The 23,898-nt window shown below is 71.5% G+C and carries 21 protein-coding genes; 15 read left to right on the top strand and 6 right to left on the bottom strand.

Going from position 1 to position 23,898, the window contains the following annotated elements:
• Positions 1–47: 47 nt before the first annotated feature.
• The 5 genes from SM611_RS00315 to SM611_RS00295 form a co-directional block, all read right to left on the bottom strand.
• Complete coding sequence (locus SM611_RS00315; RefSeq protein WP_371946720.1) at positions 48–2,549, bottom strand: ABC transporter permease; 2,502 nt, start codon at positions 2,547–2,549, stop codon at positions 48–50.
• Complete coding sequence (locus tag SM611_RS00310; RefSeq protein ID WP_371946719.1) at positions 2,546–3,376, bottom strand: ABC transporter ATP-binding protein; 831 nt, start codon at positions 3,374–3,376, stop codon at positions 2,546–2,548. Before SM611_RS00310 ends, SM611_RS00315 begins: the two co-directional genes overlap by 4 nt.
• A gap of 241 nt (positions 3,377–3,617) precedes the next feature.
• Entirely contained in the window at positions 3,618–4,298 is a 681-nt protein-coding gene (locus tag SM611_RS00305; RefSeq protein ID WP_371946718.1) for a response regulator, read from the bottom strand.
• Between the two features lie 118 nt (positions 4,299–4,416).
• Positions 4,417–5,640 carry a sensor histidine kinase gene (locus tag SM611_RS00300; RefSeq protein ID WP_371946717.1) on the bottom strand — a complete coding sequence of 408 codons (1,224 nt, stop codon included), beginning with the start codon at positions 5,638–5,640 and terminating at the stop codon, positions 4,417–4,419.
• A gap of 131 nt (positions 5,641–5,771) precedes the next feature.
• Positions 5,772–6,707, bottom strand: coding sequence for a RecB family exonuclease (locus tag SM611_RS00295; RefSeq protein ID WP_371946716.1), 936 nt, complete (start codon positions 6,705–6,707; stop codon positions 5,772–5,774).
• Positions 6,708–6,859: 152 nt separating this feature from the next.
• Between SM611_RS00295 and SM611_RS00290 the strand changes: the two genes are divergently transcribed.
• The 12 genes from SM611_RS00290 to SM611_RS00235 all read left to right on the top strand — a co-directional run bounded on the left by SM611_RS00290 (position 6,860) and on the right by SM611_RS00235 (position 20,361).
• A complete protein-coding gene (locus SM611_RS00290) occupies positions 6,860–8,038 on the top strand; it encodes a M50 family metallopeptidase (protein ID WP_371946715.1) in 1,179 nt (392 codons plus the stop codon).
• A 74-nt stretch (positions 8,039–8,112) separates the two neighbouring features.
• A complete protein-coding gene (locus SM611_RS00285; RefSeq protein WP_371946714.1) occupies positions 8,113–9,048 on the top strand; it encodes a tRNA (adenine-N1)-methyltransferase in 936 nt (311 codons plus the stop codon).
• Positions 9,049–9,398: 350 nt separating this feature from the next.
• Positions 9,399–11,162, top strand: coding sequence for a proteasome ATPase (gene arc, locus SM611_RS00280; RefSeq protein ID WP_371946713.1), 1,764 nt, complete (start codon positions 9,399–9,401; stop codon positions 11,160–11,162).
• Positions 11,163–11,309: 147 nt separating this feature from the next.
• Positions 11,310–12,827, top strand: coding sequence for a depupylase/deamidase Dop (gene dop, locus SM611_RS00275; protein WP_371946712.1), 1,518 nt, complete (start codon positions 11,310–11,312; stop codon positions 12,825–12,827).
• A 281-nt stretch (positions 12,828–13,108) separates the two neighbouring features.
• Positions 13,109–13,318 (top strand): ubiquitin-like protein Pup, encoded by a 210-nt coding sequence (locus tag SM611_RS00270; RefSeq protein ID WP_067886731.1) that lies wholly within the window; start codon positions 13,109–13,111, stop codon positions 13,316–13,318.
• A gap of 421 nt (positions 13,319–13,739) precedes the next feature.
• Positions 13,740–14,573 (top strand): endonuclease VII domain-containing protein, encoded by an 834-nt coding sequence (locus SM611_RS00265; RefSeq protein ID WP_371946711.1) that lies wholly within the window; start codon positions 13,740–13,742, stop codon positions 14,571–14,573.
• 219 nt (positions 14,574–14,792) lie between these two features.
• Positions 14,793–15,638 (top strand): proteasome subunit beta, encoded by an 846-nt coding sequence (prcB, locus tag SM611_RS00260; RefSeq protein WP_371946710.1) that lies wholly within the window; start codon positions 14,793–14,795, stop codon positions 15,636–15,638.
• Positions 15,639–15,659: 21 nt separating this feature from the next.
• Complete coding sequence (gene prcA / locus SM611_RS00255) at positions 15,660–16,424, top strand: proteasome subunit alpha (RefSeq protein ID WP_371947392.1); 765 nt, start codon at positions 15,660–15,662, stop codon at positions 16,422–16,424.
• A 216-nt stretch (positions 16,425–16,640) separates the two neighbouring features.
• A complete protein-coding gene (gene pafA / locus SM611_RS00250) occupies positions 16,641–17,999 on the top strand; it encodes a Pup--protein ligase (RefSeq protein ID WP_067800572.1) in 1,359 nt (452 codons plus the stop codon).
• A gap of 112 nt (positions 18,000–18,111) precedes the next feature.
• On the top strand, positions 18,112–19,047 hold the full coding sequence (locus SM611_RS00245) for an FKBP-type peptidyl-prolyl cis-trans isomerase (protein ID WP_371946709.1): 936 nt from the start codon (positions 18,112–18,114) through the stop codon (positions 19,045–19,047).
• Positions 19,048–19,159: 112 nt separating this feature from the next.
• On the top strand, positions 19,160–19,807 hold the full coding sequence (locus tag SM611_RS00240) for a helix-turn-helix transcriptional regulator (protein WP_371946708.1): 648 nt from the start codon (positions 19,160–19,162) through the stop codon (positions 19,805–19,807).
• A gap of 32 nt (positions 19,808–19,839) precedes the next feature.
• Positions 19,840–20,361, top strand: a complete 522-nt coding sequence (locus SM611_RS00235) for a DUF3291 domain-containing protein (protein WP_371946707.1) — start codon at positions 19,840–19,842, stop codon at positions 20,359–20,361.
• A gap of 4 nt (positions 20,362–20,365) precedes the next feature.
• Here SM611_RS00235 and SM611_RS00230 read toward each other — a convergent pair whose 3' ends face one another.
• The gene (locus tag SM611_RS00230) at positions 20,366–21,445 is read right to left on the bottom strand and encodes a DUF3866 family protein (RefSeq protein WP_371946706.1); all 1,080 of its coding nucleotides are present in this window, start codon (positions 21,443–21,445) and stop codon (positions 20,366–20,368) included.
• 94 nt (positions 21,446–21,539) lie between these two features.
• On the opposite strand from SM611_RS00230, the gene SM611_RS00225 reads away from it, so the two are divergent.
• The 3 genes from SM611_RS00225 (at position 21,540) to SM611_RS00215 (ending at position 23,873) form a co-directional block, all read left to right on the top strand.
• A complete protein-coding gene (locus SM611_RS00225) occupies positions 21,540–22,550 on the top strand; it encodes a helix-turn-helix transcriptional regulator (RefSeq protein ID WP_371946705.1) in 1,011 nt (336 codons plus the stop codon).
• A complete protein-coding gene (locus SM611_RS00220) occupies positions 22,547–23,560 on the top strand; it encodes a helix-turn-helix transcriptional regulator (RefSeq protein WP_371946704.1) in 1,014 nt (337 codons plus the stop codon). The genes SM611_RS00225 and SM611_RS00220 overlap by 4 nt, the downstream gene beginning before the upstream one ends.
• 94 nt (positions 23,561–23,654) lie before the next feature.
• Positions 23,655–23,873 carry a hypothetical protein gene (locus SM611_RS00215; RefSeq protein ID WP_371947391.1) on the top strand — a complete coding sequence of 73 codons (219 nt, stop codon included), beginning with the start codon at positions 23,655–23,657 and terminating at the stop codon, positions 23,871–23,873.
• Positions 23,874–23,898: the final 25 nt, after the last annotated feature.

Genomic DNA, 23,898 nt, shown 5'->3' with positions numbered 1-23,898 from the left:
CGAAGGCCCGGCCCCTCCGCGGAGGGACCGGGCCTTCGCCGTACCCGCTACTCGGTCGAGATGGCCTTCAGGACGTCCATGCGCCCCGCCCGCCACGCCGGCCACAGCGCCGCCAGCACACCGATCAGCGCCGCCACCGCCAGGTACACCGCCAGCGTCCCGTACGGGACGGCCAGCACGCCGAGGCCCTGGTCGGCCAGCGCGTTCTGCAGCGCCGCCCCGAACGCCACCCCGATGCCCATGCCGAGCATCGCGCCGAACACCGCGATCATGATGGACTCCAGCCGGATCATGCGGCGCAGCTGCCGCCGCGAGATCCCGATCGCGCGCAGCAGCCCGATCTCCCGGGTCCGCTCGATCACCGACAGCGCCAGGGTGTTGATCACCCCGACCGCCGCGATGATCACGGACATGATCAGCAGGATCGTCAGGAACGTCACGAACCCGTCGACCTGCTCGCGGGCGTCCGCCTTCAGCGACGCCTGGTCCGACACCTCCAGGTTCGGGTACCCCTTCACCGCCGACTCCAGCGCCGACTTCGTCGACGCGTCCGCCGCCGACGCGTCCACCAGGACGACCCCGACCGTCGGCCGCGCCGTGTGCCGCAGGTGCGCCTCCCCGGAGATCATCCGCGGCCCCGCCAGGTCGCTCCTGGTGTACACGCCGCTCACCGTGAGCTGCTCGACCTTCCCGTCGGTGAACGTGACGGGGACCGGCGTCCCCACCTTCCAGCCGCGGTCCTTCGCGGTGGCCTCGTCCACCATGATCGACGCCGGCGCGGCGGAGGCCGACCCCGACACCATCTTCAGCCGCGCCGCCTTCGCCAGCGCCGGCAGGTCGCCCGCCACGTAGGAGGCGTCCTTGCCCTCGATCTTCGCGTCGGCGTCGTAGGCCGGCGACGCGGACTGCACCCCCGGCGCGCCCCCGATCTTCCGCAGCGCGTCGGCGGTCACGCCGCCGGCGCCCTGCGACTGCACCATGTAGTCCGCGCCGAACTGCGCGTCCACCTGCTCGTCGATCGACGCCCGCATCGTCGCGCCCAGCACGTTCACCGTCGTGATCAGCGCCAGCCCGATCATCAGCGCCGCCGCCGTCGCCGCCGTGCGGCGCGGGTTGCGCAGCGCGTTCTGCCGCGCCAGTCGCCCGGGCGACCCCATCAGCCGGGCGAACGGCGCGCCCAGCACCTTCAGCACCGGGACGCTGATCACCGGGGCGAGCATCGCGACGCCGATGAACACCGCGAACGCGCCCGCCCCGACCGGGATCGCCGGATTCCCGCCGCTCCCGGCGAGCCCGGCGCCGATGAGGCCCGCACCGGCCAGCGTCAGCAGCGAGCCGAGCGCGACCCGGATCCGCAGCGACCGCTGCGGCAGCGCCACGTCGTCGCGCATCGCCGCCACCGGCGGGATCTTCGCGGCGCGCCGCGCCGGGAAGTACGCCGACACGACCGTCACCACGATCCCGACCGCGTACGACCAGATCACCGGCGTCGCCGTGAACGTCAGGCCGCCCTGCCCGGCGTCGCCCATCTGCGCCTGCAGCAGCGACGCCAGCCCCGCGCCGGCCGCCAGCCCCAGCGTCGAGCCGACCACGCCGACCGCGACCGCCTCGCCGATCACCGCCCGCGTCACCTGCCCGCGCGCCGCGCCGATCGCGCGCAGCAGCGCCAGCTCACGGGTCCGCTGCGCGACCAGCATCGAGAACGTGTTGAAGATGATGAACTCCCCGACGAAGATCGAGATCAGCGCGAACACCAGCAGGAACGTTCGGAAGAAGTTCATCATCGACGCGATGTCGCTCTTGGACTCCTCACGCAGCTGCTCACCGGTGACGGCCTCCACGCCCTGCGGCAGCACCTTCGCGACACGGTCGCGCAACTCCGCCTGCGACACGCCCGTGGAGCCCATCTCGATGTCGCTGAAATAGCCGGGCTTCAGCATCAGCTTCTGCGCCGTGGGCGTGTCGAACGCGGTCAGCGTCGTGCCCATCAGGTTCCCGGTGTCGATCAGCCCGACGATCGTCATCCGGGCCGGCGGCCCCGCGGTGAGCACCTGCGCGGTGTCCCCGACGGCCAGCCCGCCCTTCTCCGCCGTCGCCGCGTCCACGATGACCTCGCCCGGGCCCCGCGGTGCGCGGCCCGACGACAGGTCGTAGCCCCCGCCGTCCGTCCAGTTCGCGCCGATCTGCGGCGGCCCGTTCTGCGGCGTCCCCACGATCTTGCCGTCCTTGCCGACGACCGCCGCGTACCCGCTGACGTTGCCCTTCGGGTCCTTCACGCCCTCGACGCCCTGCAGCGCCTTCAGCAGGGTCGCCGGCACCGGCTGCGCCGCCATGCCGTCGTCGTCGCCCCCGACGACCTTCTTGGCCCGCACGTCCACCGCGACGTTCGTGCCGATCCGGCTGAACAGCTCGTCGAACTGCTTGTTCATGCTGTCGGTGAAGATCAGCGTGCCGGCCACGAACGCGACCCCGAGGATCACCGCGACGGCCGTCAGCACCAGCCTGATCTTGTGCGCCGCCAGATTGCGGAGCGTGACCCTGCCCATCATCGCGCCGACACCCCGGACTCCGGCGCGCCCGCGGGACGCGTGTTGTGGCCGCCGGCGTCGAAGCCCTTCATCCGCTCCAGCACCCGCTCGGCGGTCGGCTCCGTCATCGTGTCGACGATCTGCCCGTCGGACAGGAACAGCACCTGGTCGGCGTACGCCGCCGCGTTCGGGTCATGGGTGACCATCACGATCGTCTGGCCCATCCGCCGCACCGAGTCCCGCAGGAACCCCAGCACCTCGGCGCCCGACCGCGAGTCCAGGTTCCCCGTCGGCTCGTCCGCGAAGATGATCTCCGGGCGGGACGCCAGCGCCCGGGCGCACGCCACCCGCTGCTGCTGCCCGCCCGACAGCTCCGCCGGACGGTGCTTCAGCCGCGGCCGCAGCCCCACCGTGTCGATCACCTCGTCCAGCCACTCCTGGTCGGCCTTGCGGCCCGCGATGTCCATCGGCAGCGTGATGTTCTCCAGCGCCGTCAGCGTCGGCACCAGGTTGAACGCCTGGAAGATGAACCCGATCTTGTCGCGCCGCAGCCGCGTCAGCTGCTTGTCCCGCAGCGCCGTCAGCTCCGTGTCGCCGATGAAGACCTGCCCGGAGTCCACCGAGTCCAGCCCCGCCATGCAGTGCATCAGCGTGGACTTCCCGGACCCCGACGGGCCCATGATCGCCGTGAACCGGCCGCGGGGAATGCCGACCGTGACCCCGTCGAGCGCGACGACCTGGGCGTCGCCGCGCCCGTACACCTTCGCGATCTGCTGGGTCCGTGCGGCGAAGTCGCCCGCCCCGGGCGCGGACGCCGCGCCGGCGGTCGAAGGGGCGGTGTTCGTCACGTGAAACTCCCGTATGTGAGTGAGCAGGATGCCGCCGGACCGCGACGATCCCCCGGCGATCCGACACCCAGAACACTAGAAGCCCCGCGAACCCGGCGGATGCACCCCGAGAACGGACTTGCCCGTCCACCCGTGGCAGGAGACCCCCGCCCACCGTCGTACTCCGGGAGTAGACCGCACCCCCTCCAAGGCCAGGGACGCCTCAGGGGCCGACCCTGAGACCGGCCCCGGGTCCCGCGGGTCAGCCCTGCCCCGGCCTGCTCAGACCCGTCTCGTACGCGTACACGACCGCCTGCACCCGGTCCCGCAGCCCCAGCTTCGCCAGGACGTTCCCCACATGCGTCTTCACGGTCGTCTCGCTCACCACCAGCTCCGCGGCGATCTCCGCGTTCGACTGCCCCCGCGCCACATGCGACAGCACCTCGCGCTCCCGCTCCGTCAGCGTGTCCAGCCCCGGCGGCGGCGACTGGTCCCGCACCGCCGGCAGCCGCGTCGCGAACTTGTCCAGCAGCCGCCGCGTCACGCTCGGCGCCACGATCGCGTCGCCCGCCGCCACGATCCGGATCGCCTGCACCAGGTCCTCCGGCGGCGAGTCCTTCAGCAGGAACCCGCTCGCCCCCGCCCGCACCGCCTCGATCACGTACTCGTCCAGATCGAACGTCGTCAGGATCAGCACCTTCGGATCATGCGACGCCGCACCCTCCCGGATGATCCGCCGGGTCGCCTCGATCCCGTCCACCCCCGGCATCCGGATGTCCATCAGCACCACGTCCGGCAGCAGCGACCGCGTCATCTCCACCGCCGCCGCGCCGTCCCCGGCCTCGCCGACCACCGCGATCTCGGACTCCGCCTCCAGGATCAGCCGGAACCCCGTCCGCAGCAGCGGCTGATCGTCGACGAGCAGCACCCGCACCGTCGTCATCGCGCCACCCCGGCCGCCCGCGCCGTCCCGGCCGCCCGCGCCGTCCCGGCCGCCGGCGCCGCCCCGCCGGACCGCCCCGCTCGCTCCATCGTCCCCGCTCCTCGCCTCACGACGCTCCTCACGCCTCCAGCGGGAACCGGGCCCGGACACCGAACCCGCCGCCCACCCGCGGCCCGATCTTCAACTCGCCACCGTACAGCGCCACCCGCTCGTACATGCCGACCAGCCCATGACCCGGATTGTCCCCGTTGTCGGCCATGAACGTCGCCGTACCGCGCCCGTCGTCCTCGATCTCCACCGTCAGATCGCCGTCCCCGTAGTACAACCGCACCCACGCCCGCGCCTGCGGCCCCGCATGCTTCAACGTGTTCGTCAGCGCCTCCTGGATCAGCCGGAACGCCGCCACGTCCACCCCCGGCGACGGCGACCGCGCCTCACCCTCGATCCACAGCTGCACCGACAGCCCCGTCTCCCGCACATGGTCCAGCAGCTCCCCGAGATCCCCCAGGCCCGGCTGCGGCGCCAGCTCCCGGCCCGCCTGCTCGGCGTCCCGGTCCGTCCGCAGCACCCCCACGATCCGCCGCATCTCGCTCAGCGCCGTCCGCCCGACCTCCTCGATCGTCGACATCGCCTCCCGCGCGCTCCCCGGATCCCGGTCGATGATCCGCCGCGCCGCCCCCGCCTGCACCGTCATCACGCTCACATGGTGCGCCACCACATCGTGCAGCTCCCGCGCGATCCGCGACCGCTCCTCCACCCGCGCCGCCCGCGCGTCCGTCCCCCGCGCCCGCTCCAGCCGCGCCGCCCGGTCCTCCAGCTCCGCGAAGTACGCCCGCCGCAGCCGCAGGTTCCGCCCCAGCAGCCACACCCCGACCACCAGCGCGCAATCGGTGATGACCACCACCGGGTCCGTCGACACCGGCAGCATCAGCAGATACACCAGGAAGTACACGACCCCGACCAGGCCGCCCAGCGCGCTCTGCGCCAGCCCCCGATGCGCCGCCACGCTGTACACCGCGATCAGGAACGCCACCACGTCCGGCACCGACGGCGGATAGTCCAGCACCGAAAGCACCAGCTCACCGCCGATGATGAACAGCAGCACCGGCAGCGGACCGCGGCGCCGCCACGCCAGCGCCATCGTCACCGCCACGACCAGCAGCGCGTTCCACGCGTCCGGCGACCGGAACGCCTCGTACCCCTCGCCCTCCGGGAACTCCTGCAGGAACAACTGCGGCAGCCCCACCAGCAGCAGCCCGACCGCGAGCAGCGCGTCGGCCGCCTGCGGACGCGCCTGCAACCAGGCACGGGCGGCGTGAAGACCACGGATGCGGGGTGACACGACACTCACCCTAGGAGGTCGCGGCAGGTCCCGACCCCTCCTGGACGCGGATCCGCCGTCCTCCCCAAGGATGAGCCCCCCACACCCCGCCGGGCGGCACCGCGCACCGCCCCGGCCACCCCCGACGCGCCCTACAGATCACCGTGCTCCCGCGCCCCGCCCTCCAGATCCGCCGGCGACGGACGCCGCACCGGCACCTCCGGCAGCGGCGGGGGAGTGCCCCCGAACTCCGGGCACCGCTCCTTGTGATCACACCAGTCGCACAACCGGCCGGCCCGCGGCCGCCACTCCCCGGTGTCCATCGCCCGCCGGATCGCCTGCCACAGCGCCTCCACCTTCCGCTGCACCGCCCGCAGATCCGCCTCGTCCGGCTCGTACCGCAGGACCTCCCCATTGCCCAGGTACATCAACTGCAGAAGCCGCGGCACACGCCCCCGCAACCGCCACAGCACCAGCGCGTAGAACTTCATCTGGAACAGCGCCCGCGCCTCGAAGTCCGCCCGCGGCGCCGTACCCGTCTTGTAGTCCACGATCCGCACGTCACCGCTCGGCGCCACGTCCACCCGGTCGATGTACCCGCGCAGCTTCAACCCCGAATCGAGCACCGTCTCGACGAACAGCTCCCGCTCCGCCGGCTCCAGCCGCCGCGGATCCTCCAGCGTGAAATACCGCTCCACCATCCGCCGCGCCTGCGCCAGCCACTCCGCCCGCTCCGCCTCCCCGGCCTCCCCGTCCGCGAACAGCTCCGCGAGCTCCGGCTCCGCCGCCAGCAGCCGCTCCCACTCCGGCCCCAGCATCTCCAGCGCCGCCGCCGGCGTCCGCGTCCCCGTCGGCAGATCGAACAGCCGCTCCAGCACCGCGTGCACCAGCGTGCCCCGCACCGCCGCCGCGCTCGGACGCTCCGGAATCCGATCGATCACCCGGAACCGGTACAGCAGCGGACACGTCATGAAATCGCCCGCACGGGACGGCGACAACGACCCCACCACCGCGACGCCCGCCGCGCCCCCGCCGCCCCCGCCCGCGGACGGAACGGACGCCTCACTACCCGCCTCGGTCGTCGTCATGGCACAGCACACTAGGCGACACCACCGACGAAAATCCCGCACCCGCCGCCCCCGGCCCGCCCCGCCCGCGGCCCCGCCCGCGGCCCCGCCCGCGGCCCGCCCGCCCCCACCGGCAGCACAACCCCGCCCGCCGGGGCCGTAGCATCGAAGACGTGACACACAGCGCGCCCCCGACCCAGGGCAAGACACCGGCCGGAGGCACCGGCCCCGACGAAGGCCGCACCCCGCGACCCGGCCTCCACATGGGCCGCGTCCTCGGCGTCCCCGTCTACGTCTCACCCAGCTGGTTCCTGGTCGCCGTCCTCGTCACCGTCATGTTCGAAGGCCAGGTCCACGACGTCGTCGACCGCCCCCTCAGCTACCTCGTCGCCTTCGCCTACGCCGTCCTCCTCTACGGCTCCGTCTTCGTCCACGAACTCAGCCACGCCGTCACCGCCCGCATCTTCGGCCTCCCCGTCCGCTCCGTCACCCTCCACGTCCTCGGCGGCGAAACCGCCATCGAACGCGAAGCCCCCACCCCCGGCCGCGAATTCCTCATCGCCTTCGCCGGTCCCCTCACCAACCTCGTCCTCGCCGGACTCGGCCTCCTCGCCCACGCCACCCTCGCCCTCCCCGACGTCGCACTCCTCCTCCTCGAAGCCCTCACCTTCGCCAACCTCCTCGTCGGCGTCTTCAACCTCCTGCCCGGCCTCCCCCTCGACGGCGGCCGCCTCGTCCGCGCCGCCGTCTGGAAGGCCACCGGACGCAGCCGCAGCGGCGCCATCTTCGCCGGCTGGGTCGGCCGCGCCGTCGCCATCGGCTGCCTCGTCGCCGGCGCCTACCTCGCCACCTACACCACCGCCGACGGCGGCATCGGCTGGCTCGCCCTCCTCTGGTCCGCCCTCATCGCCTCCTTCATCTGGGTCGGCGCCACCCAGGCCATCCGCGCCGAACGCGTCCGCGACCGCGTCCCCCTGCTGTCCGCCCGCAGCCTCGCCCGCCGCGCCACCCTCGTCACCGCGGACACCCCCCTCGCCGAAGCCATCCGCCGCGCCCACCACGACCACGCCGGCGCCATCGTCATCGCCGACCACGACGGCCGCCCCCTCGGCCTCGTCAACGAGAAGGCCGTCACCGCCACCCCCGAGCACCGCCGCCCCTGGATCACCGCCGGCGAACTCTCCCGCGGCGTCCACGACGACCTCACCCTCCCCGCCGACCTCACCGGCGACGACCTCCTCGACGCCCTCCGCCGCGCGCCCGCCTCCGAATACCTCCTCGTCGAACCCGACGGCCGCGTCTACGGCGTCCTCGCCGTCGCCGACGTCGACCGCGCCTTCGCCGGGATCTGACCGGGCCCCCGCCCCCCCCGCACCCCCGGGCGCGCGGCCTGACCTGCCCGCACCCGCCGCTAGCCTTGACCCCCATGAGCGAACCCCAGCCGAACCACCCCACCGCGACCGGCCGCATCCCCCACGGCCCCTTCCGCCCCGGCGACCAGGTTCAGCTCACCGACCCCAAAGGCCGCATCAACACCATCACCCTCCAACCCGGCAAGCTCTACCACTCCCACAAAGGCTCCGTCCCCCACGACGACATCATCGGCAGCCCCGAAGGCAGCGTCTTCCGCTCCACCGGCGGCACCGAATACCTCGCCTTCCGCCCCCTCCTCGCCGACTTCACCCTCCGCATGCCCCGCGGCGCCGCCGTCGTCTACCCCAAGGACGCCGCCCAGATCATCGCCATGGCCGACATCTTCCCCGGCGCCCGCGTCATCGAGGCCGGCGCCGGATCCGGCGCCCTCACCTGCTCCCTCCTCCGCGCCGTCGGCGAACACGGCCTCGTCTCCTCCTACGAACGCCGCCCCGACTTCGCCGACATCGCCCGCGGCAACGTCGAGAAGTTCTTCGGCGGACCCCACCCCGCCTGGCGCCTCACCGTCGGCTCCCTCGAACACGCCCTCACCGAAACCGACGCCGACCGCGTCGTCCTCGACATGCTCGCCCCCTGGGAGACCCTCGACGCCGTCGCCACGGCCCTCGTCCCCGGCGGCCTCGTCTGCGCCTACATCGCCACCACCACCCAGATGTCCCGCGTCGTCGAGGACCTCCGCGCCCAGGGCTCCTTCGCCGAGCCCTACGCCTTCGAGACCATGCTCCGCTCCTGGCACGTCGACGGCCTCGCCGTCCGCCCCGACCACCGCATGGTCGGCCACACCGGCTTCCTCGTCACCGCCCGCCGCCTCGCCGACGGCGTCACCCCGCCCGCCCGCCGCCGCCGTCCCGCCAAAGGCGCCCATCCCGCCCCCAGCGCCGCCCCCACCGCCGGCGACGCCACACCCGGGCGCCCCACCGAGGCGTAGATCACATCCCGGCCCCCACCGCCGTCACGCACCGTCACCGCCACCCGGCCCGGACCCGCCCCGACCGGCCGCGACGCGCCGCGACGCGCCGCACCGACAACCCCGCACCCCGACGCCCACCGCACACCCACCGAACTCGGCAAACCCCCCGTCACGACACCCCCCAGCCCCCGAACCCCCAGGTCCACGCCCCGTAACCCCCCACCCCGCACCACCCCCACAGCACCCCTCCCAACCCTCCCGGAAGACCCCCGCACGACACGAACACCGAATGGGCAGGTTACGGAAGCCCTCCAGATAGGTAGGGTCTCAGTAGGTCGTCGGCTCTCTTCGTGAGGAGGTGACGGGGCGTGGCCGCTCGTGACGATGCTGGGGCGCGCAGGGCGCAGCACGAAAAGGAGGTCAGGGACCTCCAAACGCAGATCTCCTTCCTGGAGGAGGAGATCTCCGTGCTGCGCCGCAAGCTCGCGGAATCCCCGCGCCAAGTACGCGTACTGGAAGAACGCCTCCATGAGGCACAGGCGAACCTGGCCGCAGTAACCGGCCAGAACGAGCGACTCGTAGCGACCCTCAAAGAGGCTCGCGAACAGATCGTGGCGCTCAAGGAGGAGGTCGACAGGCTCGCACAACCGCCGTCCGGATTCGGGGTGTTCCTGGAAGCACGCGACGATGGAACGGTCGACATCTTCACCGGCGGACGCAAACTCCGCGTGAACGTCAGCCCCGCCGTCGACACCGACGAACTCCAGCGCGGCCAAGAGGTCATGCTCAACGAGGCCCTCAACGTCGTCGAAGCACTCCAGTTCGAAGAGCAGGGCGAAGTCGTCATGCTCAAGGAGCTCTTCGACGACGGCGAACGCGCCCTCGTCATCGCGCACGCCGACGAGGAACGCGTCGTCAAACTCGCCGAACCGCTCCGCGGAGTGCCCCTCCGCGCCGGCGACTCGCTCATGCTCGAACCGAGGTCCGGCTACGCCTACGAGAAGATCCACAAGGCCGAGGTCGAAGAACTCGTCCTCGAAGAGGTCCCCGACATCTCCTACAACGAGATCGGCGGCCTCGGCTCACAGATCGAAATGATCCGCGACGCCGTGGAACTTCCCTACCTGCACGCCGACCTCTTCCGCGAACACCAGCTCAGGCCCCCCAAGGGCGTCCTCCTCTACGGACCCCCCGGATGCGGCAAGACGCTCATCGCCAAGGCCGTCGCCAACTCGCTGGCCAAGAAGGTCGCCGAGCAGACCGGCGCCGAAGGCAAGAGCTTCTTCCTCAACATCAAGGGCCCCGAACTGCTCAACAAGTACGTCGGCGAGACCGAGCGGCACATCCGCCTCGTCTTCCAGCGCGCACGGGAGAAGGCCTCCGCCGGAACCCCCGTCATCGTCTTCTTCGACGAGATGGACTCCATCTTCCGCACCCGCGGCTCCGGAGTCTCCTCCGACGTCGAGAACACCATCGTCCCGCAGCTCCTCAGCGAGATCGACGGCGTCGAAGGACTGGAGAACGTCATCGTCATCGGCGCCTCCAACCGCGAGGACATGATCGACCCCGCGATCCTGCGCCCCGGCCGACTCGACGTCAAGATCAAGATCGAACGGCCCGACGCCGAAGCGGCCAAGGACATCTTCTCCAAGTACATACTCGGCGGACTCCCGCTCCACCCCGACGACATCAAGGAGCACGGCGGCTCCGAAGAGGCCACCGTCGAGGCCATGATCCAGCGCACCGTCGAGCGCATGTACACCGAAAGCGAGGAGAACCGCTTCCTGGAGGTCACCTACGCCAACGGCGACAAGGAAGTCCTCTACTTCAAGGACTTCAACTCCGGCGCGATGATCCAGAACATCGTCGACCGCGCCAAGAAGATGGCCATCAAGCAGTTCCTCGACACAGGCCAGAAAGGCCTGCGCGTCGCCCACCTCCTCGCCGCCTGCGTCGACGAGTTCAGCGAGAACGAGGACCTGCCCAACACCACCAACCCCGACGACTGGGCCCGCATCTCCGGAAAGAAGGGCGAACGGATCGTCTACATCCGCACCCTCGTCTCCGGAACCAAGGGCGCCGAGGCCGGACGGTCCATCGACACCGTCGCCAACACCGGCCAGTACCTGTAACGCCCCGCACCATGACGGCAACCGCGCGGCGGCCCCCCGGAAGGGAGGCCGCCGCGCCCGCGTCCACCACCGGCCCCGCCACGCCACGCCGCCCGCTAGGCCCCGGTCCCGTGGCTGCACTCCCTCCGCCCCGATAGGCTCGACGATATGAGTGTTCGGCGGGTGATGGGCATCGAGACCGAGTACGGCATCTCCGTACCCGGGCAGCCAGGGGCCAACGCGATGGTGACCTCCTCCCAGGTCGTCAACGCCTACCTCGCGGCATCGGCGGCACGGGCCCGCAGGGCCCGCTGGGACTTCGAGGAGGAGAACCCCCTCCGCGACGCCCGCGGCTTCGACCTCGCCCGCGAGGTCGCCGACCCCACCCAGCTCACCGACGAGGACCTCGGCCTCGCCAACGTCATCCTCACCAACGGCGCACGCCTCTACGTCGACCACGCCCACCCCGAGTACTCCGCACCCGAATGCACCAACCCCCGCGACGCCGTCATCTGGGACAAGGCCGGCGAACGCGTCATGGCCGACGCCGCCCAGCGCGCCGCCCTCGTCCCCGGCACCCACCCCATCCAGCTCTACAAGAACAACACCGACAACAAGGGCGCCTCCTACGGCTGCCATGAGAACTACCTCATGCGCCGCGAGACCCCCTTCGCCGACATCGTCCGCCACCTCACCCCCTTCTTCGTCTCCCGCCAGGTCGTCTGCGGCGCCGGCCGCGTCGGCATCGGCGTCGACGGACGCGGCGACGGCTTCCAGATCAGCCAGCGCGCCGACTTCTTCGAAGTCGAGGTCGGCCTGGAGACCACCCTCAAGCGGCCCATCATCAACACCCGCGACGAACCCCACGCCGACCCCGAGAAGTACCGGCGGCTCCACGTCATCATCGGCGACGCCAACATGGCCGAGCTGTCCACCTACCTCAAGCTCGGCACCACGTCCCTCGTCCTCGCCATGATCGAGGACGGCTTCCTCACCGTCGACCTCTCCGTCGACATGCCCGTCGCCGCGCTCCGCGCCGTCTCCCACGACCCGTCCTGCAAGCACCTGCTCACCCTCCGCGACGGCCGCAAGATGACGGCCGTCCAGCTCCAGATGGAGTACCTCGAGCAGTCCCGCAAGTACGTCGAGGACCGGTTCGGCGCCGACGTCGACGAGATGACCAAGGACGTCCTGGACCGCTGGGAGTCCGTCCTGCACCGGCTGGGCGACGACCCCATGCAGCTGTCCCGCGAGCTCGACTGGGTCGCCAAGCTCGCCCTCCTGGAGGGCTACCGCAGCCGTGACGGCCTCGACTGGTCCCACCCGCGCCTGCAGCTCGTCGACCTCCAGTACACCGACATCCGGCCCGACAAGGGCCTCTACAACCGCCTCGTCGACCGCGGCCGCATCGACCGCGTCGTCACCGAGGCCGACGTCCAGGCCGCCGTGGAGGATCCGCCCGAGGACACCAGGGCCTACTTCCGCGGCCGCTGCCTGCGCCAGTACGCCGAGTCCGTCGCGGCCGCCTCCTGGGACTCCGTCATCTTCGACGTCCCCGGCCGGGAGTCCCTCCAGCGCGTCCCGACGCTGGAGCCGCTGCGCGGCACCAAGCAGCACGTGGGCGCCCTCCTGGACCGCTGCCGCACCGCGGCCGACCTGGTGGCCACCCTGACCGGCCAGAGCTGACTCACGGCCTCGGAGCCGGGCGGCGCGCGAGCGCCGCCCGGCTCCTTTTCGTGCCCATTGGATAGTGTGACTATCGAGCCCCATCGACCCGCTGACCTGCGCTGACGGGTGACGTCTCGGTTTCGTGACCGCTTTGCCCGTTTCGCTGGTCGGCGGACCGGCGATAACCCGAGCATGCCCCCGGCCCTGCGGACGGAGGCGGCGAAACGGACGTTTCAAGATCCACTCGCCGCCGAAGATCCCGGCTAGGGTCGGAGGCACCGGCAGAGCGGAGGTACGGAATGGCCACGAAGGACACCGGCGGTCAGAAGCAGACCACTCGGCGCACGGAAGAGGTCGAGGAGACCGAGGCCACGACCACCGAGGACGTGCAAGAGCGCCAGGAGAAGCTCACGGACGACGTGGACTCAATTCTGGACGAAATAGACGAAGTATTGGAAGAGAACGCAGAAGACTTCGTACGTGCCTATGTCCAGAAGGGCGGCGAGTGATCCTGGTTTGACTGGGATGTCTGAATCGCCGCCAAGGCGGCCTCGAAGCGGGCCTCCGGCAAAATCAAAACGCGTATAGATCATGGGCGGGGCTGCTAAAGTCCCGCCCATGATCTATAAAACATGTAAAGACTGCGGTGAAGACAAGCCGGTTGCCGAGTTCTGGAAGAACAAGGCTTCCAAGGACGGCTTCGCCTACTACTGCAAGGCCTGTTTCGGTCGGCGCAACGGCCGGTCATATCGGAAAAAGCAGGCCGCTCTGGGCAAAGAGGCCAGAGCCTATCGAAGACATTCTGACGTTCCAGAAAGGATGAAATACTGCCCCCACTGCAAAGAGATTAAATCGGTCGACGACTTCGGCAGTAACCGGGCTAACAAGTCCGGACTGGCTCATCACTGTCGCCCTTGCCACTCAGAGGTCATGCGGGAAGGCAAGAGACGCAAGCATGGCAGTGAGCGCAATTACCTCCTGAAGCTGCGGTACGGCGTCACCGAGGCGCAGGTCGAGGAGATGATCGCCGAGCAGGGCGGTGTCTGCGTCATCTGCCTCCGCGCGGAACCGAAGCACGTGGACCACGACCATCTGACGGGGCTCGTCCGCCGCGTCCTGTGCTTCAAGTGCAACGGAGGGCTCGGGCAGTTCCACGACGACCCCGAGCTCATGCGCCTTGCAGCGAACTACCTGGAGTTGCGAGGGGCGCACGCACGACGGATGCGGATCGAGATCGGCGCTCCGGTCTTCGGCGGGCCCGGCCGCGTCAGATGGGATCCGTTCTGGCGGACGAGGGGGGACGCGGCGCAGTCCGCGCGGCACTACCACCTGCGCCAGAAGTACGGGATCAACGACGACGACGCGAAATGGCTCAGTGAGCTGCAGGTCGGCTACTGCGCGGTGTGCTGCGACCTTCCGGCGGAGCACGTCGACCACGACCACGAGTCGGGGGCTGTGCGCGGCCTGGCCTGTTCGGGGTGCAACACGGGCATGGGGCAGTTGCGGGACGACCCGGTCGCGCTCCGCCGCGCGGCGGACTACGTCACGGGTCGGCTCGTGCGGAGGGTGGCGGACGCGGATGGCGGTACGCGGTTGTCGCTGACGGTTCCGGACGTCGACCCGGCGACGGTTCCGAAGGGTGGCTGGAAGGCTTTCTGGGAAGAGGACGGGCAGTACCGCAAGGAGACCCTGCCGTTCGACGAGGAGCTCGACATGCCGACCTGGGGCGACTTGGACGAGGACGGTGTCCCGGCGCCCGGTTGAGCGGTGTCACACGCGGTGGTCGGCGCCTTCGGCGAGAGTCGCGGGCGCCTGTGCCGTCGTGTCCGGAGGCGGAGGTTCGCGGTGCGGGGTTCGCCGTGGGCTTAGGCGGGCGGGGTCGGCGCGGCATGCGCGTGGGCGACCTTGAACAGTAGGGTCGTAGACGTCCGTGCCGGTGGGGGTTGTCCAGCGCCGGTGCCATGGTGGAGGGAAGGGAGTCGCGTGGCGTCCCACGATTCGCATATCGGGCGTCTGCCCGGGTTGTTCGCGAACCCGGATACGTCGTCGTTCACCGAGTTCCTGGGGGCGTACTCCCCGCAGTCGCTGCCTGGTGGTCGGACGCCGCCGGCGTCGCGGGCCGGAGACGACATCCCGCACGGGACGACGATCGTCGCGGTGAGCTTCCCCGGCGGGGTGGTGATGGCGGGGGACAGGCGGGCGACGGCGGGCAACGTCATCGCGCAGCGCGACATCGAGAAGGTGTTCCGGGCGGACGAGTTCTCCGCGATCGCGATCGCCGGGACGGCCGGGATCGGGATCGAGATGGTGCGGCTGTTCCAGGTGGAGTTGGAGCACTACGAGAAGCGCGAGGGCCGGACGCTGTCGGTGGAGGGCAAGGCGAACCGGCTGGCGACGATGGTGCGGCAGAACCTGGGGATGGCGATGCAGGGCCTGGCGGTCGTGCCGCTGTTCGCGGGCTATGACGAGGAGCGGGACGAGGGCCGGATCTTCTCCTATGACCCGGCGGGCGGCCGGTACGAGGAGCGGGACTTCCACTCGATCGGCTCGGGGTCGGTGTTCGCGCGGGGCGCGCTGAAGAAGCTGTACCGGGCGGACTTGTCGGCGGAGGACTCGGCGCTGGTGTGCGTGCAGTCGCTGTACGACGCGGCCGACGACGACTCGGCGACGGGCGGGCCCGACCTGACGCGCCGGATCTTCCCGGTGGTGGCGTCGGTGACGTCGGACGGGTATCGCCGGCTGGGCGAGGACGAGGTGGGCGCGCTGGCGCAGGCCGTCGTCGACGGACGTTACGACTCGCCGGGCGGTCCGACCGCCCCGCTGCGATAGAAGGGATCCTGACCGGTGTCCATGCCGTTCTACGTGTCGCCCGAACAGCAGATGAAGGACAAGGCGGATTACGCGCGGAAGGGGATCGCGCGTGGCCGCAGTGTGGTGGTTCTGCAGTACGACGACGGCATCCTGTTCGTGGCGGACAATCCGTCGCGTGCGCTGCACAAGATCAGTGAGATTTACGACCGGATCGCGTTCGCGGCGGTGGGGAAGTACAACGAGTTCGAGAATCTGCGGCTGGGCGGGGTGCGGTACGCCGACATCAACGGGTACCAGTACGACCGCCGGGACGTGACGGCGCGGGGGCTGGCGAACGTGTACGCGCAGTCGCTGGGGACGATCTTCACGGAGACGGCGAAGCCGTACGAGGTGGAGCTGGTCGTCGCCGAGGTGGGGGAGGACGCGGAGACGGACCAGGTGTACCGGTTGACGTTCGACGGGTCGGTCGCGGACGAGCACGGCTATGTCGCGATGGGCGGGCAGGCCGATGCGGTGGCGCAGTCGCTGAAGGACGGGTACCGGGAGGGGGCGCCGCTGGTGGAGGCGCTGCGGACGGCGGTGCGGGCGCTGGAGGCGCAGGACGCGGACCGGCATCTGGAGGCGACGTCGCTGGAGGTCGCGGTGCTGGACCGCAATCGTGAGCATCGGCTGTTCAAGCGGTTGACGGCGGCGCGGATCGCGGATCTGCTGGCGGCGGACGGCGGGCAGGGCGGTGCGTCGGGTGGTTCGGAGGCCGGTGGGGCCGCCGGGCCGGCATCGGCTTCGGGGGCGGACGAGGACTGAGGCGCGGGTCGGCGCGCCGCCGGGCGGCGGGTGCCGGCCGGGCCGTGGACGGGCCCGTCGTGGTGGAGGTGGTGGTCGCCTTCGCCGCGGCGGGCCCGTCGTGCTGAGGGGCCGTGGGGGTGTCGCGGGGCGTCGTGTGGGGGGCGGGGGTGTTCGCGGGAAACGGTGGGGTCGAGAGACTGCCAAGTGGGGGCCGGGCCGCATAGGGTCTTGGTTGTGGACAGGCGCATCTTCGGGCTTGAGAACGAGTACGGCGTCACTTGTACGTTCCGCGGGCAGCGGCGGCTGTCGCCGGACGAGGTGGCGCGCTATCTGTTCCGGAGGGTGGTGTCGTGGGGTCGTAGCAGCAATGTGTTCCTGCGCAATGGGGCGCGGCTGTACCTGGACGTGGGGAGTCATCCGGAGTACGCGACGCCGGAGTGCGACTCCGTCGTGGATCTGGTGACGCATGACAAGGCGGGTGAGCGGATCCTAGAGGGTCTGCTGGTGGACGCCGAGCGGCGGCTCCGTGAGGAGGGGATCGCGGGCGACATCTACCTGTTCAAGAACAACACGGATTCGGCGGGGAACTCGTACGGCTGCCATGAGAACTATCTGGTGGGGCGGCATGGGGAGTTCGGCCGGCTGGCGGACGTCCTGATCCCGTACCTGGTGACGCGGCAGATCATCTGCGGTGCGGGGAAGGTGCTGCAGACGCCGCGGGGTGCGGTGTACTGCGTGTCGCAGCGGGCGGAGCACATCTGGGAGGGTGTGTCGTCGGCGACGACGCGGTCGCGTCCGATCATCAATACGCGGGACGAGCCGCATGCGGACGCGGAGCGGTTCCGGCGGCTGCACGTGATCGTCGGTGACTCGAACATGAGTGAGACGACGATGCTGCTGAAGGTCGGGGCGACCGATCTGGTGCTGCGGATGATCGAGGCCGGGGTGGTGATGCGGGATCTGACGCTGGAGAACCCGATCCGGGCGATCCGCGAGGTGAGCCATGACATGACGGGCCGGCGGAAGGTGCGGCTGGCGAACGGCCGGGAGGCGAGTTCGCTGGAGATCCAGAAGGAGTACTTCGGCAAGGCGCGGGACTTCGTGGACGCGCGGGGCGGGGACGCGACGGCGAAGCGGGTGCTGGAGCTGTGGGAGCGGACGCTGCGCGCGGTGGAGACGGGCGATCTGGATCTGGTGGCGCGGGAGATCGACTGGGTGACGAAGTACAAGCTGATCGAGCGGTACCGGCGCAAGTACGATCTGCCGCTGTCGTCGCCGCGGGTGGCGCAGCTGGATCTGACGTACCACGACGTGCATCGTGACCGGGGGCTGTACTACCTGCTGGAGAAGCGGGGGTCGGTCGACCGGGTGACGCGGGATCTGGACATCTTCGAGGCGAAGTCGGTTCCGCCGCAGACGACGCGGGCGCGGCTGCGGGGCGAGTTCATCCGGAAGGCGCAGGAGAAGCGGCGTGATTTCACGGTGGACTGGGTGCATCTGAAGCTGAACGACCAGGCGCAGCGGACGGTGCTGTGCAAGGACCCGTTCCGGTCGGTGGACGAGCGGGTCGACAAGCTGATCGCGGGGATGTAGGCGGGGCGGGGCGGCCTCCGGCGCGACACGCGCGCCGGAGGCTACTGGCAGGTCATGTGGGCGGTAGGGTGAGCGCGCAGTAGCGGTCGTCACCCCTCGAAGGACCCCCCGTATGCGCCGTCGTTTCCGGTTGTTGTCCGTGGTCGTCGTGCTCGCCGCGCCGTTGGCGCTGTCGGCGGGGTGCTGGGGCGGCGGTGGGGTCGATGTGACGGTGCGGGGTGATTTCGGGAAGCTGCCGGAGGTGAAGTTCCCGAAGGGCGAGCCGGGTGATTCCCTTGCGGTGGAGACGCTGAAGAAGGGGAAGGGCGCGGCGGCGCGCAAGGGTGATCTGGTGGTGGCCGACTATGTGGGCTACCGGTGGAGCAAGGACGGCCGGAAGCTGCTGGCGGACAGTTACGCGAAGGGGCAGCCGGGGGCTTTTCCGACGGGTCAGCTGGTGCCGGGGCTGGTGAAGGCGTTCGAGGGGGCGCGGGCGGGGGCGCGTGTGGTGGCGCGGATTCCGCCGGAGGACGGTTTCGGTGACAAGGGGGATCCGAAGCATCAGGTGGGGTCGGATGACACGCTGGTGTACGTCCTGGACGTGCGGGCGGTGTATCCGAAGACGGCGGGGCCGCGGGGGAAGAGGCAGGCGCCGCTGACTGAGCCGGGGATGCCGAGGGTGGCGGAGGCGCCGGCGGGGCAGGCGCCGGTGGTGACGATGCCGCGTGCGGCGGCGCCGGGGAAGCTGCAGGTGCGGACGCTGGTGCAGGGGGACGGGCCGGCGGTGCGCAAGGGGCAGTTGCTGGTGCTGCAGTACGGCGGGTATTTCTGGCGGGACGGGAAGGTGTTCGACGCGTCGTGGTCGTCGGGGCATCCGTCTGCGGCGCTGATCGGGACCGGTCAGGTGATGCAGGGCTGGGATCAGGGGCTCGTGGGGCAGCGGGTGGGCAGCCGGGTGCTGCTGGTGGTGCCGCCGTCGCTGGGGTACGGGTCGAAGGGGCTGGCGCAGTTCGGGATCAGGGGGAGCGACACGCTGGTGTTCGTGGTGGATCTGCTGGGCGCGCACTGACGTTCCCGCGCTGACCTTCCCTCACTGACGTTCCCGAGCTGACCTGTCCGCAAGCCGTTCGGTATGGCTGGTCCGTTCTATGCGGCATCCTCGTTGTTCTTAGAATGGCGGGGTGGAGGACATCGACGCGATCGCGCTGCTGCAGGATCCGGTGCGGCGGCGGCTGTACGAGTTCGTGGCCGGGCAGGGCCGCGAGGTGGGCCGGAACGAGGCGGCGGAGGCGGCGGGGGTCGCGCGGACGCTGGCGGCGTTCCATCTGGACAAGCTGGTGGACGCCGGGCTGCTGGAGGCGGGCAGCCGGCGGCTGACGGGCCGGTCGGGTCCGGGGGCCGGGCGTCCGGCGAAGGTGTACCGGCGGTCGGCGGTGGAGCGGGGCGTGTCGGTGCCGGCGCGTGACTACCGTACGGCGGCGGGTCTGCTGGCGGAGTCGGCGGAGTCGGCGGGCCTGGACATGGAGTTGCAGGACGCGGCGCGCCGGAGGGGGCGGTCGCTGCGCGGGGGGTCGGGGACGCTGGACGAGGTGGCGGGGGTGCTGGCCGAGCGCGGTTATGAGCCCGTCCGGGACGAGGGCGGGGCGGTTCTGCGGATGCGCAACTGCCCGTTCCACGCGGTGGCGGAGCAGTTCCCGCCGCTGGTGTGCGGGATGAACCTGGCGTTGCTGGAGGGGTTGACGGAGGGGTCGGGGGTGCGGGTGCGGATGGATCCGCGTCCGGGCTGGTGCTGTGTGGCGGCCGAACCTTCTAAAAACAATCAGGATTGACATAGAAGTGGCGCCGTGGTGGGGTGAGGAGCGTGATCGATGACGCCCGGTACCACCTCGCCCAGTTCAACCTCGGCACGCTCCGCGCCCCTCTCGACGATCCGCTGCTGGCGGACTTCGTCGCGCTCCTCGACCCGGTGAACGCGCTGGCCGACGCGGCGCCGGGCTTCGTGTGGCGGCTGGTGGAGGAGGGTGAGGCCGACGCCACCGGCATGCGCCCCGCCGGCGCGGACGTGATCGTGAACTTCTCGGTGTGGGAGTCGGCGGAGACGCTGTGGGACTTCGTCTACCGCAGCCCGCACCTGGAGACGATGCGGCGCCGCCGCGAGTGGTTCCAGCGGCATCTGGAGGCGCATCTCGTGCTGTGGTGGATCCCGGCGGGCCATGTGCCGACGGTGGCGGAGGCACTGGAGCGCCTGGCGCTGCTGCGCGCGCAGGGCCCGTCGCCGCGCGCGTTCACCTTCAACTCGGCCCACACGGCCGAGGAGGCCGAGCGGGCCGAGCGGGCCGAGGAGGCCGAGCGGGCCGCGGGCGCCGCGCCCGCGGCCCGGTGAGCGGTCAGAGCAGGGTCGCGGCGTGCCGTCCGGCGGCGGCCGCGGCGAGGAAGTAGGGGAGGTCCTCGTCGAGGCGGCGGCCCATGGTGGACAGGCGGACGCCCCAGTCCTTCTCGGCGGCCCTGAGGGTCTCGTGGAGGCCGTCGACGGGGACGGGGACGAGCCGGTGCCGGTCGCCGAGCGGGGCGGCCTCGGCGGCGACGCGGGTGCCGAAGGGGCCGCCGAGTTCGGGGACGGGGACGTCGGCGGCGGCGAGCGCGACGCGGCCGTAGGCGGTGAGGGAGTGGTGGGAGACGCCGATGTGGCGTTCGCGCCGGTCGCCCTCGCTGACGCGCAGTGAGGCGACGGGGCGTCCGCCGAGGACGGCCGCGGCGTTGACGGCCTCGCCCGCCGAGACGCCGGAGAACCCCCATTTCGTGCCGGTCCCGAGGTTGCCCGGCCCCTGGGCGAGGACGACGGCGTCGGCGTCCAGGACGAGCCGCGCGGCGAGGAGCCCGGTGTGGACGGTGACGGCTTCGAGGTCGCCGCCGAACGCCTGCCCGGTGGTGACGGTGGCGGCGAGGGCGCCGGCGTCCTTCAGCCGGGCGATGGACATGGAGAACCAGGACGGCAGCGCCCCGCCGTCCGGCATGACGTAGACGACCCGCGTGGACGGCCGGGCGGCGAGCAGCGCGGCGAGGACGGGCGGCAGCGCGGAGTGCAGGTCGGCGACGATGACGGGCATGCCGTCGAGGGAGTCGGCGTCGCGGAGGAGCTCGTGGTGGGGGGAGTCCTGCTCGTCGGCGCCGAGGACGGTGGCCTGGAGGGGGGTGTAGCGGGCCTTGACGAGGTGTCCGGGCCCGGCGGGGTCGGGCGGGAGCCGGTCGGGGACCGCGACGACCATCGCGTAGCCGCCGGTGCCGAGGCCCATCGCCAAGGCCGTAGTGTTGAGCAGGACGGTATCGCCCGGTTCGGGCCGCCCGACCAGGGCGGGGTAGGCCAGCGCGCGGTGCGTGCCGTCGCCCCCGATCGAGACGTTCAGCTCGACCGCCCCCGGCCATTCGCGGCGGATGTCCTCGACTGTGCCTTTGCGCCATCGGATCACACCGGGAAACGGTAGCGTCCTGGGCGACGGCTCGCGGGGACGATCGGCCTGCCCGGCGGGGGCGGGGCCCACGGAGGAACGAGGTGGTGGCGGAGTGTCGCGGCGCAAGACCGAGCGCCTGCTGAATCTGGTGGTCTGCCTGCTCGCGACCCGGCGCTATCTGACGGCCGAGCAGATCCGCCGGGCGGTGCCCGGCTATCCGGATGCGGGCGAGGCGTTCAAGCGGATGTTCGAGCGGGACAAGGAGGAGCTGCGCGAGCTCGGCGTCCCCCTCGAGGTGGGCAGCGACCTGCAGGGCGGCGGCGGTGAGGAGATCGGGTACCGGATCCCGCCGCAGGCCTACGAGCTGCCCGACATCCACCTGTCGCCGGACGAGGCGGCGGTGCTGGGCCTCGCGGCGCGGGTGTGGCAGCGGGCGAGCATGGCGGAGGCGGCGTCGGGGGCGCTGCTGAAGCTGCGGGCGGCGGGGGTGGAGACGGACGCGGCGCCGGCGGTGGGGATCGAGCCGCGGGTGAACACGCACGAGCCGTCGTTCGCGGCGCTGTGGGAGGCGGTGCGGGACGGCCGTCCGGTGGCGTTCGACTACCAGGGCATCGGGCGGACGTCGGTGGCGCGGCGGCATCTGGAGCCGTGGGGCGTGGTGAGCCGGCGGGGCCGCTGGTACGTGGTGGGGTTCGACCGCGACCGCGACGAGCAGCGGGTGTTCCGGCTGAGCCGCATCGTGGGGGAGGTCGCGGCGGACGGCGCGGCCGGGTCGGTGTCCGTCCCCGAGGGGGTGGACGTGCGGCGCATCGCGTTCGACTGGGGCGACCCGGTGAGCGAGCCGCGGCCGGCGACGGTGCGGCTGCGGCGCGGCGCCGCGCAGGGCCCGCGGCGGTGGGCGCGGGACGTCCGGCCGGTCGAGGACGCGGTGTGGGACGGCGACTGGGACGAGGCGACCCTGACGTTCCGGGACGCGGACCGGTTCGCGCCGTACCTGGCGCGGTTCGCCGACGACGTGGTGGTGCTCGACCCGCCGGATCTGCGGGAGGCGGTGATCCAGCACCTGAAGTCGGTGCTGGCGGGCGCCGGGGGGCTCCCGGCGGCGGAGGGGGAGGTCCGATGAGCGCGAAGGCGGCGAAGGCGGCGCCGAAGGCGGGGGCGACGACGTCGACGGACCGCCTCGGGCGGCTGCTGGCGCTCGTCCCGTACGTGGTGAACCGCGACTCGGTGGCGCTCGGGGAGGCGGCGGCCGCGTTCGGGGTGACCGAGAAGCAGCTGATCGACGACCTGAACCTGCTGTGGTGCGTGGAGCTGCGCGCGCCGGATCCGTACTGCCCGATCGACCTGTCCTACGAGGGCGGGGAGATCACGGTGGCGGAGGCGGAGTCGATCGCGCGGCCGCTGCGGCTGAAGGTGGACGAGGCGTCGGCGCTGCTGGTGGCGCTGCGGATGCTGGCGGGGATCCCGGATCTGGACGACCGGGACGCGCTGAGCCGGGTGATCGCGAAGCTGGAGAGCGCGGCGGGGGAGGCCGCGGCGGTGTCGAGCCAGGTAGCGGTGGAGGTGGACGCCTACGGCGGGACGGGGGACCCGGCCCGGACGGCGGTGGGGGTGCTGCGGGACGCGATCGCGGCGGGCCGCCGGGTGCACCTCACCTACTACGTGCCGGCGCGGGACGAGAACACCGAGCGTGACGTCGATCCGATGCGTCTGCTGGTGGTGGAGGGCAACACCTATCTGGAGGGGTGGTGCCGGCGGGCGGAGGCGGTGCGGCTGTTCAAGCTGGACCGGATCGCGGACCTGTCGGTGCTGGACGTGGCGGCGCAGGTGCCGGACGAGGCGGAGCCGATCGACGTGGACGCGGGCCTGTTCCGCCCGTCGCCGCAGGACGAGGCGGTGACGCTGGAGCTGACGCCGCGCGGCCGGTGGGTGGCCGACTACTACCCGTGCGAGAGCGTGCGGGAGCTGGGGGAGGGGCGGCTGCGGGTCGTCCTGCGGACCCCGGACGCGCGGTGGGTGCGGGGTCTGGCGCTGCGGCTCGGCGACCAGGGCCGCGTGGTGGCGCCGGAGGGCGTCGCCGCGGGGGTGCGGGAGGACGCGGCGCGGGCGCTGGCCCGCTACGGCCTGGGGTGACCCGCTACGGCCCGGGCTGATCGGAAGCGGGCGCCCGGCCGGGCCGTCCCCGGCCGGGCCGGGGGGCGGGGAGATCGGATACCGTGTCCGGGTGATGTGGGTCGCGGTGTCGGTGTCGCTGGGTTTCGCCGGCCTGGCCGTGCTCGCCTGGTGCGCCTTCAGGGTGTGGCTGGGCGTGCGCCGCTTCGGTCGTGAACTGGAGCGCACCAGACTGCGGCTGGAACCGAAACGGTCGGCGCTGCGCGATGAACTCTCTCGTCTCGACGACGCCCGATCGTCACAAACGCCGGGCGAGGGCGTACGATCGGCCTGAGTGCCATTCTGCTGAAGAGGATTGC

It is taken from the genome of Actinomadura monticuli, from assembly GCF_041463655.1.
Classification (GTDB): Bacteria; Actinomycetota; Actinomycetes; order Streptosporangiales; family Streptosporangiaceae; genus Spirillospora; species Spirillospora monticuli.
Note: the sequence above shows the minus strand (reverse complement) of the source record. Positions and strands in the feature narration are given on the sequence as shown.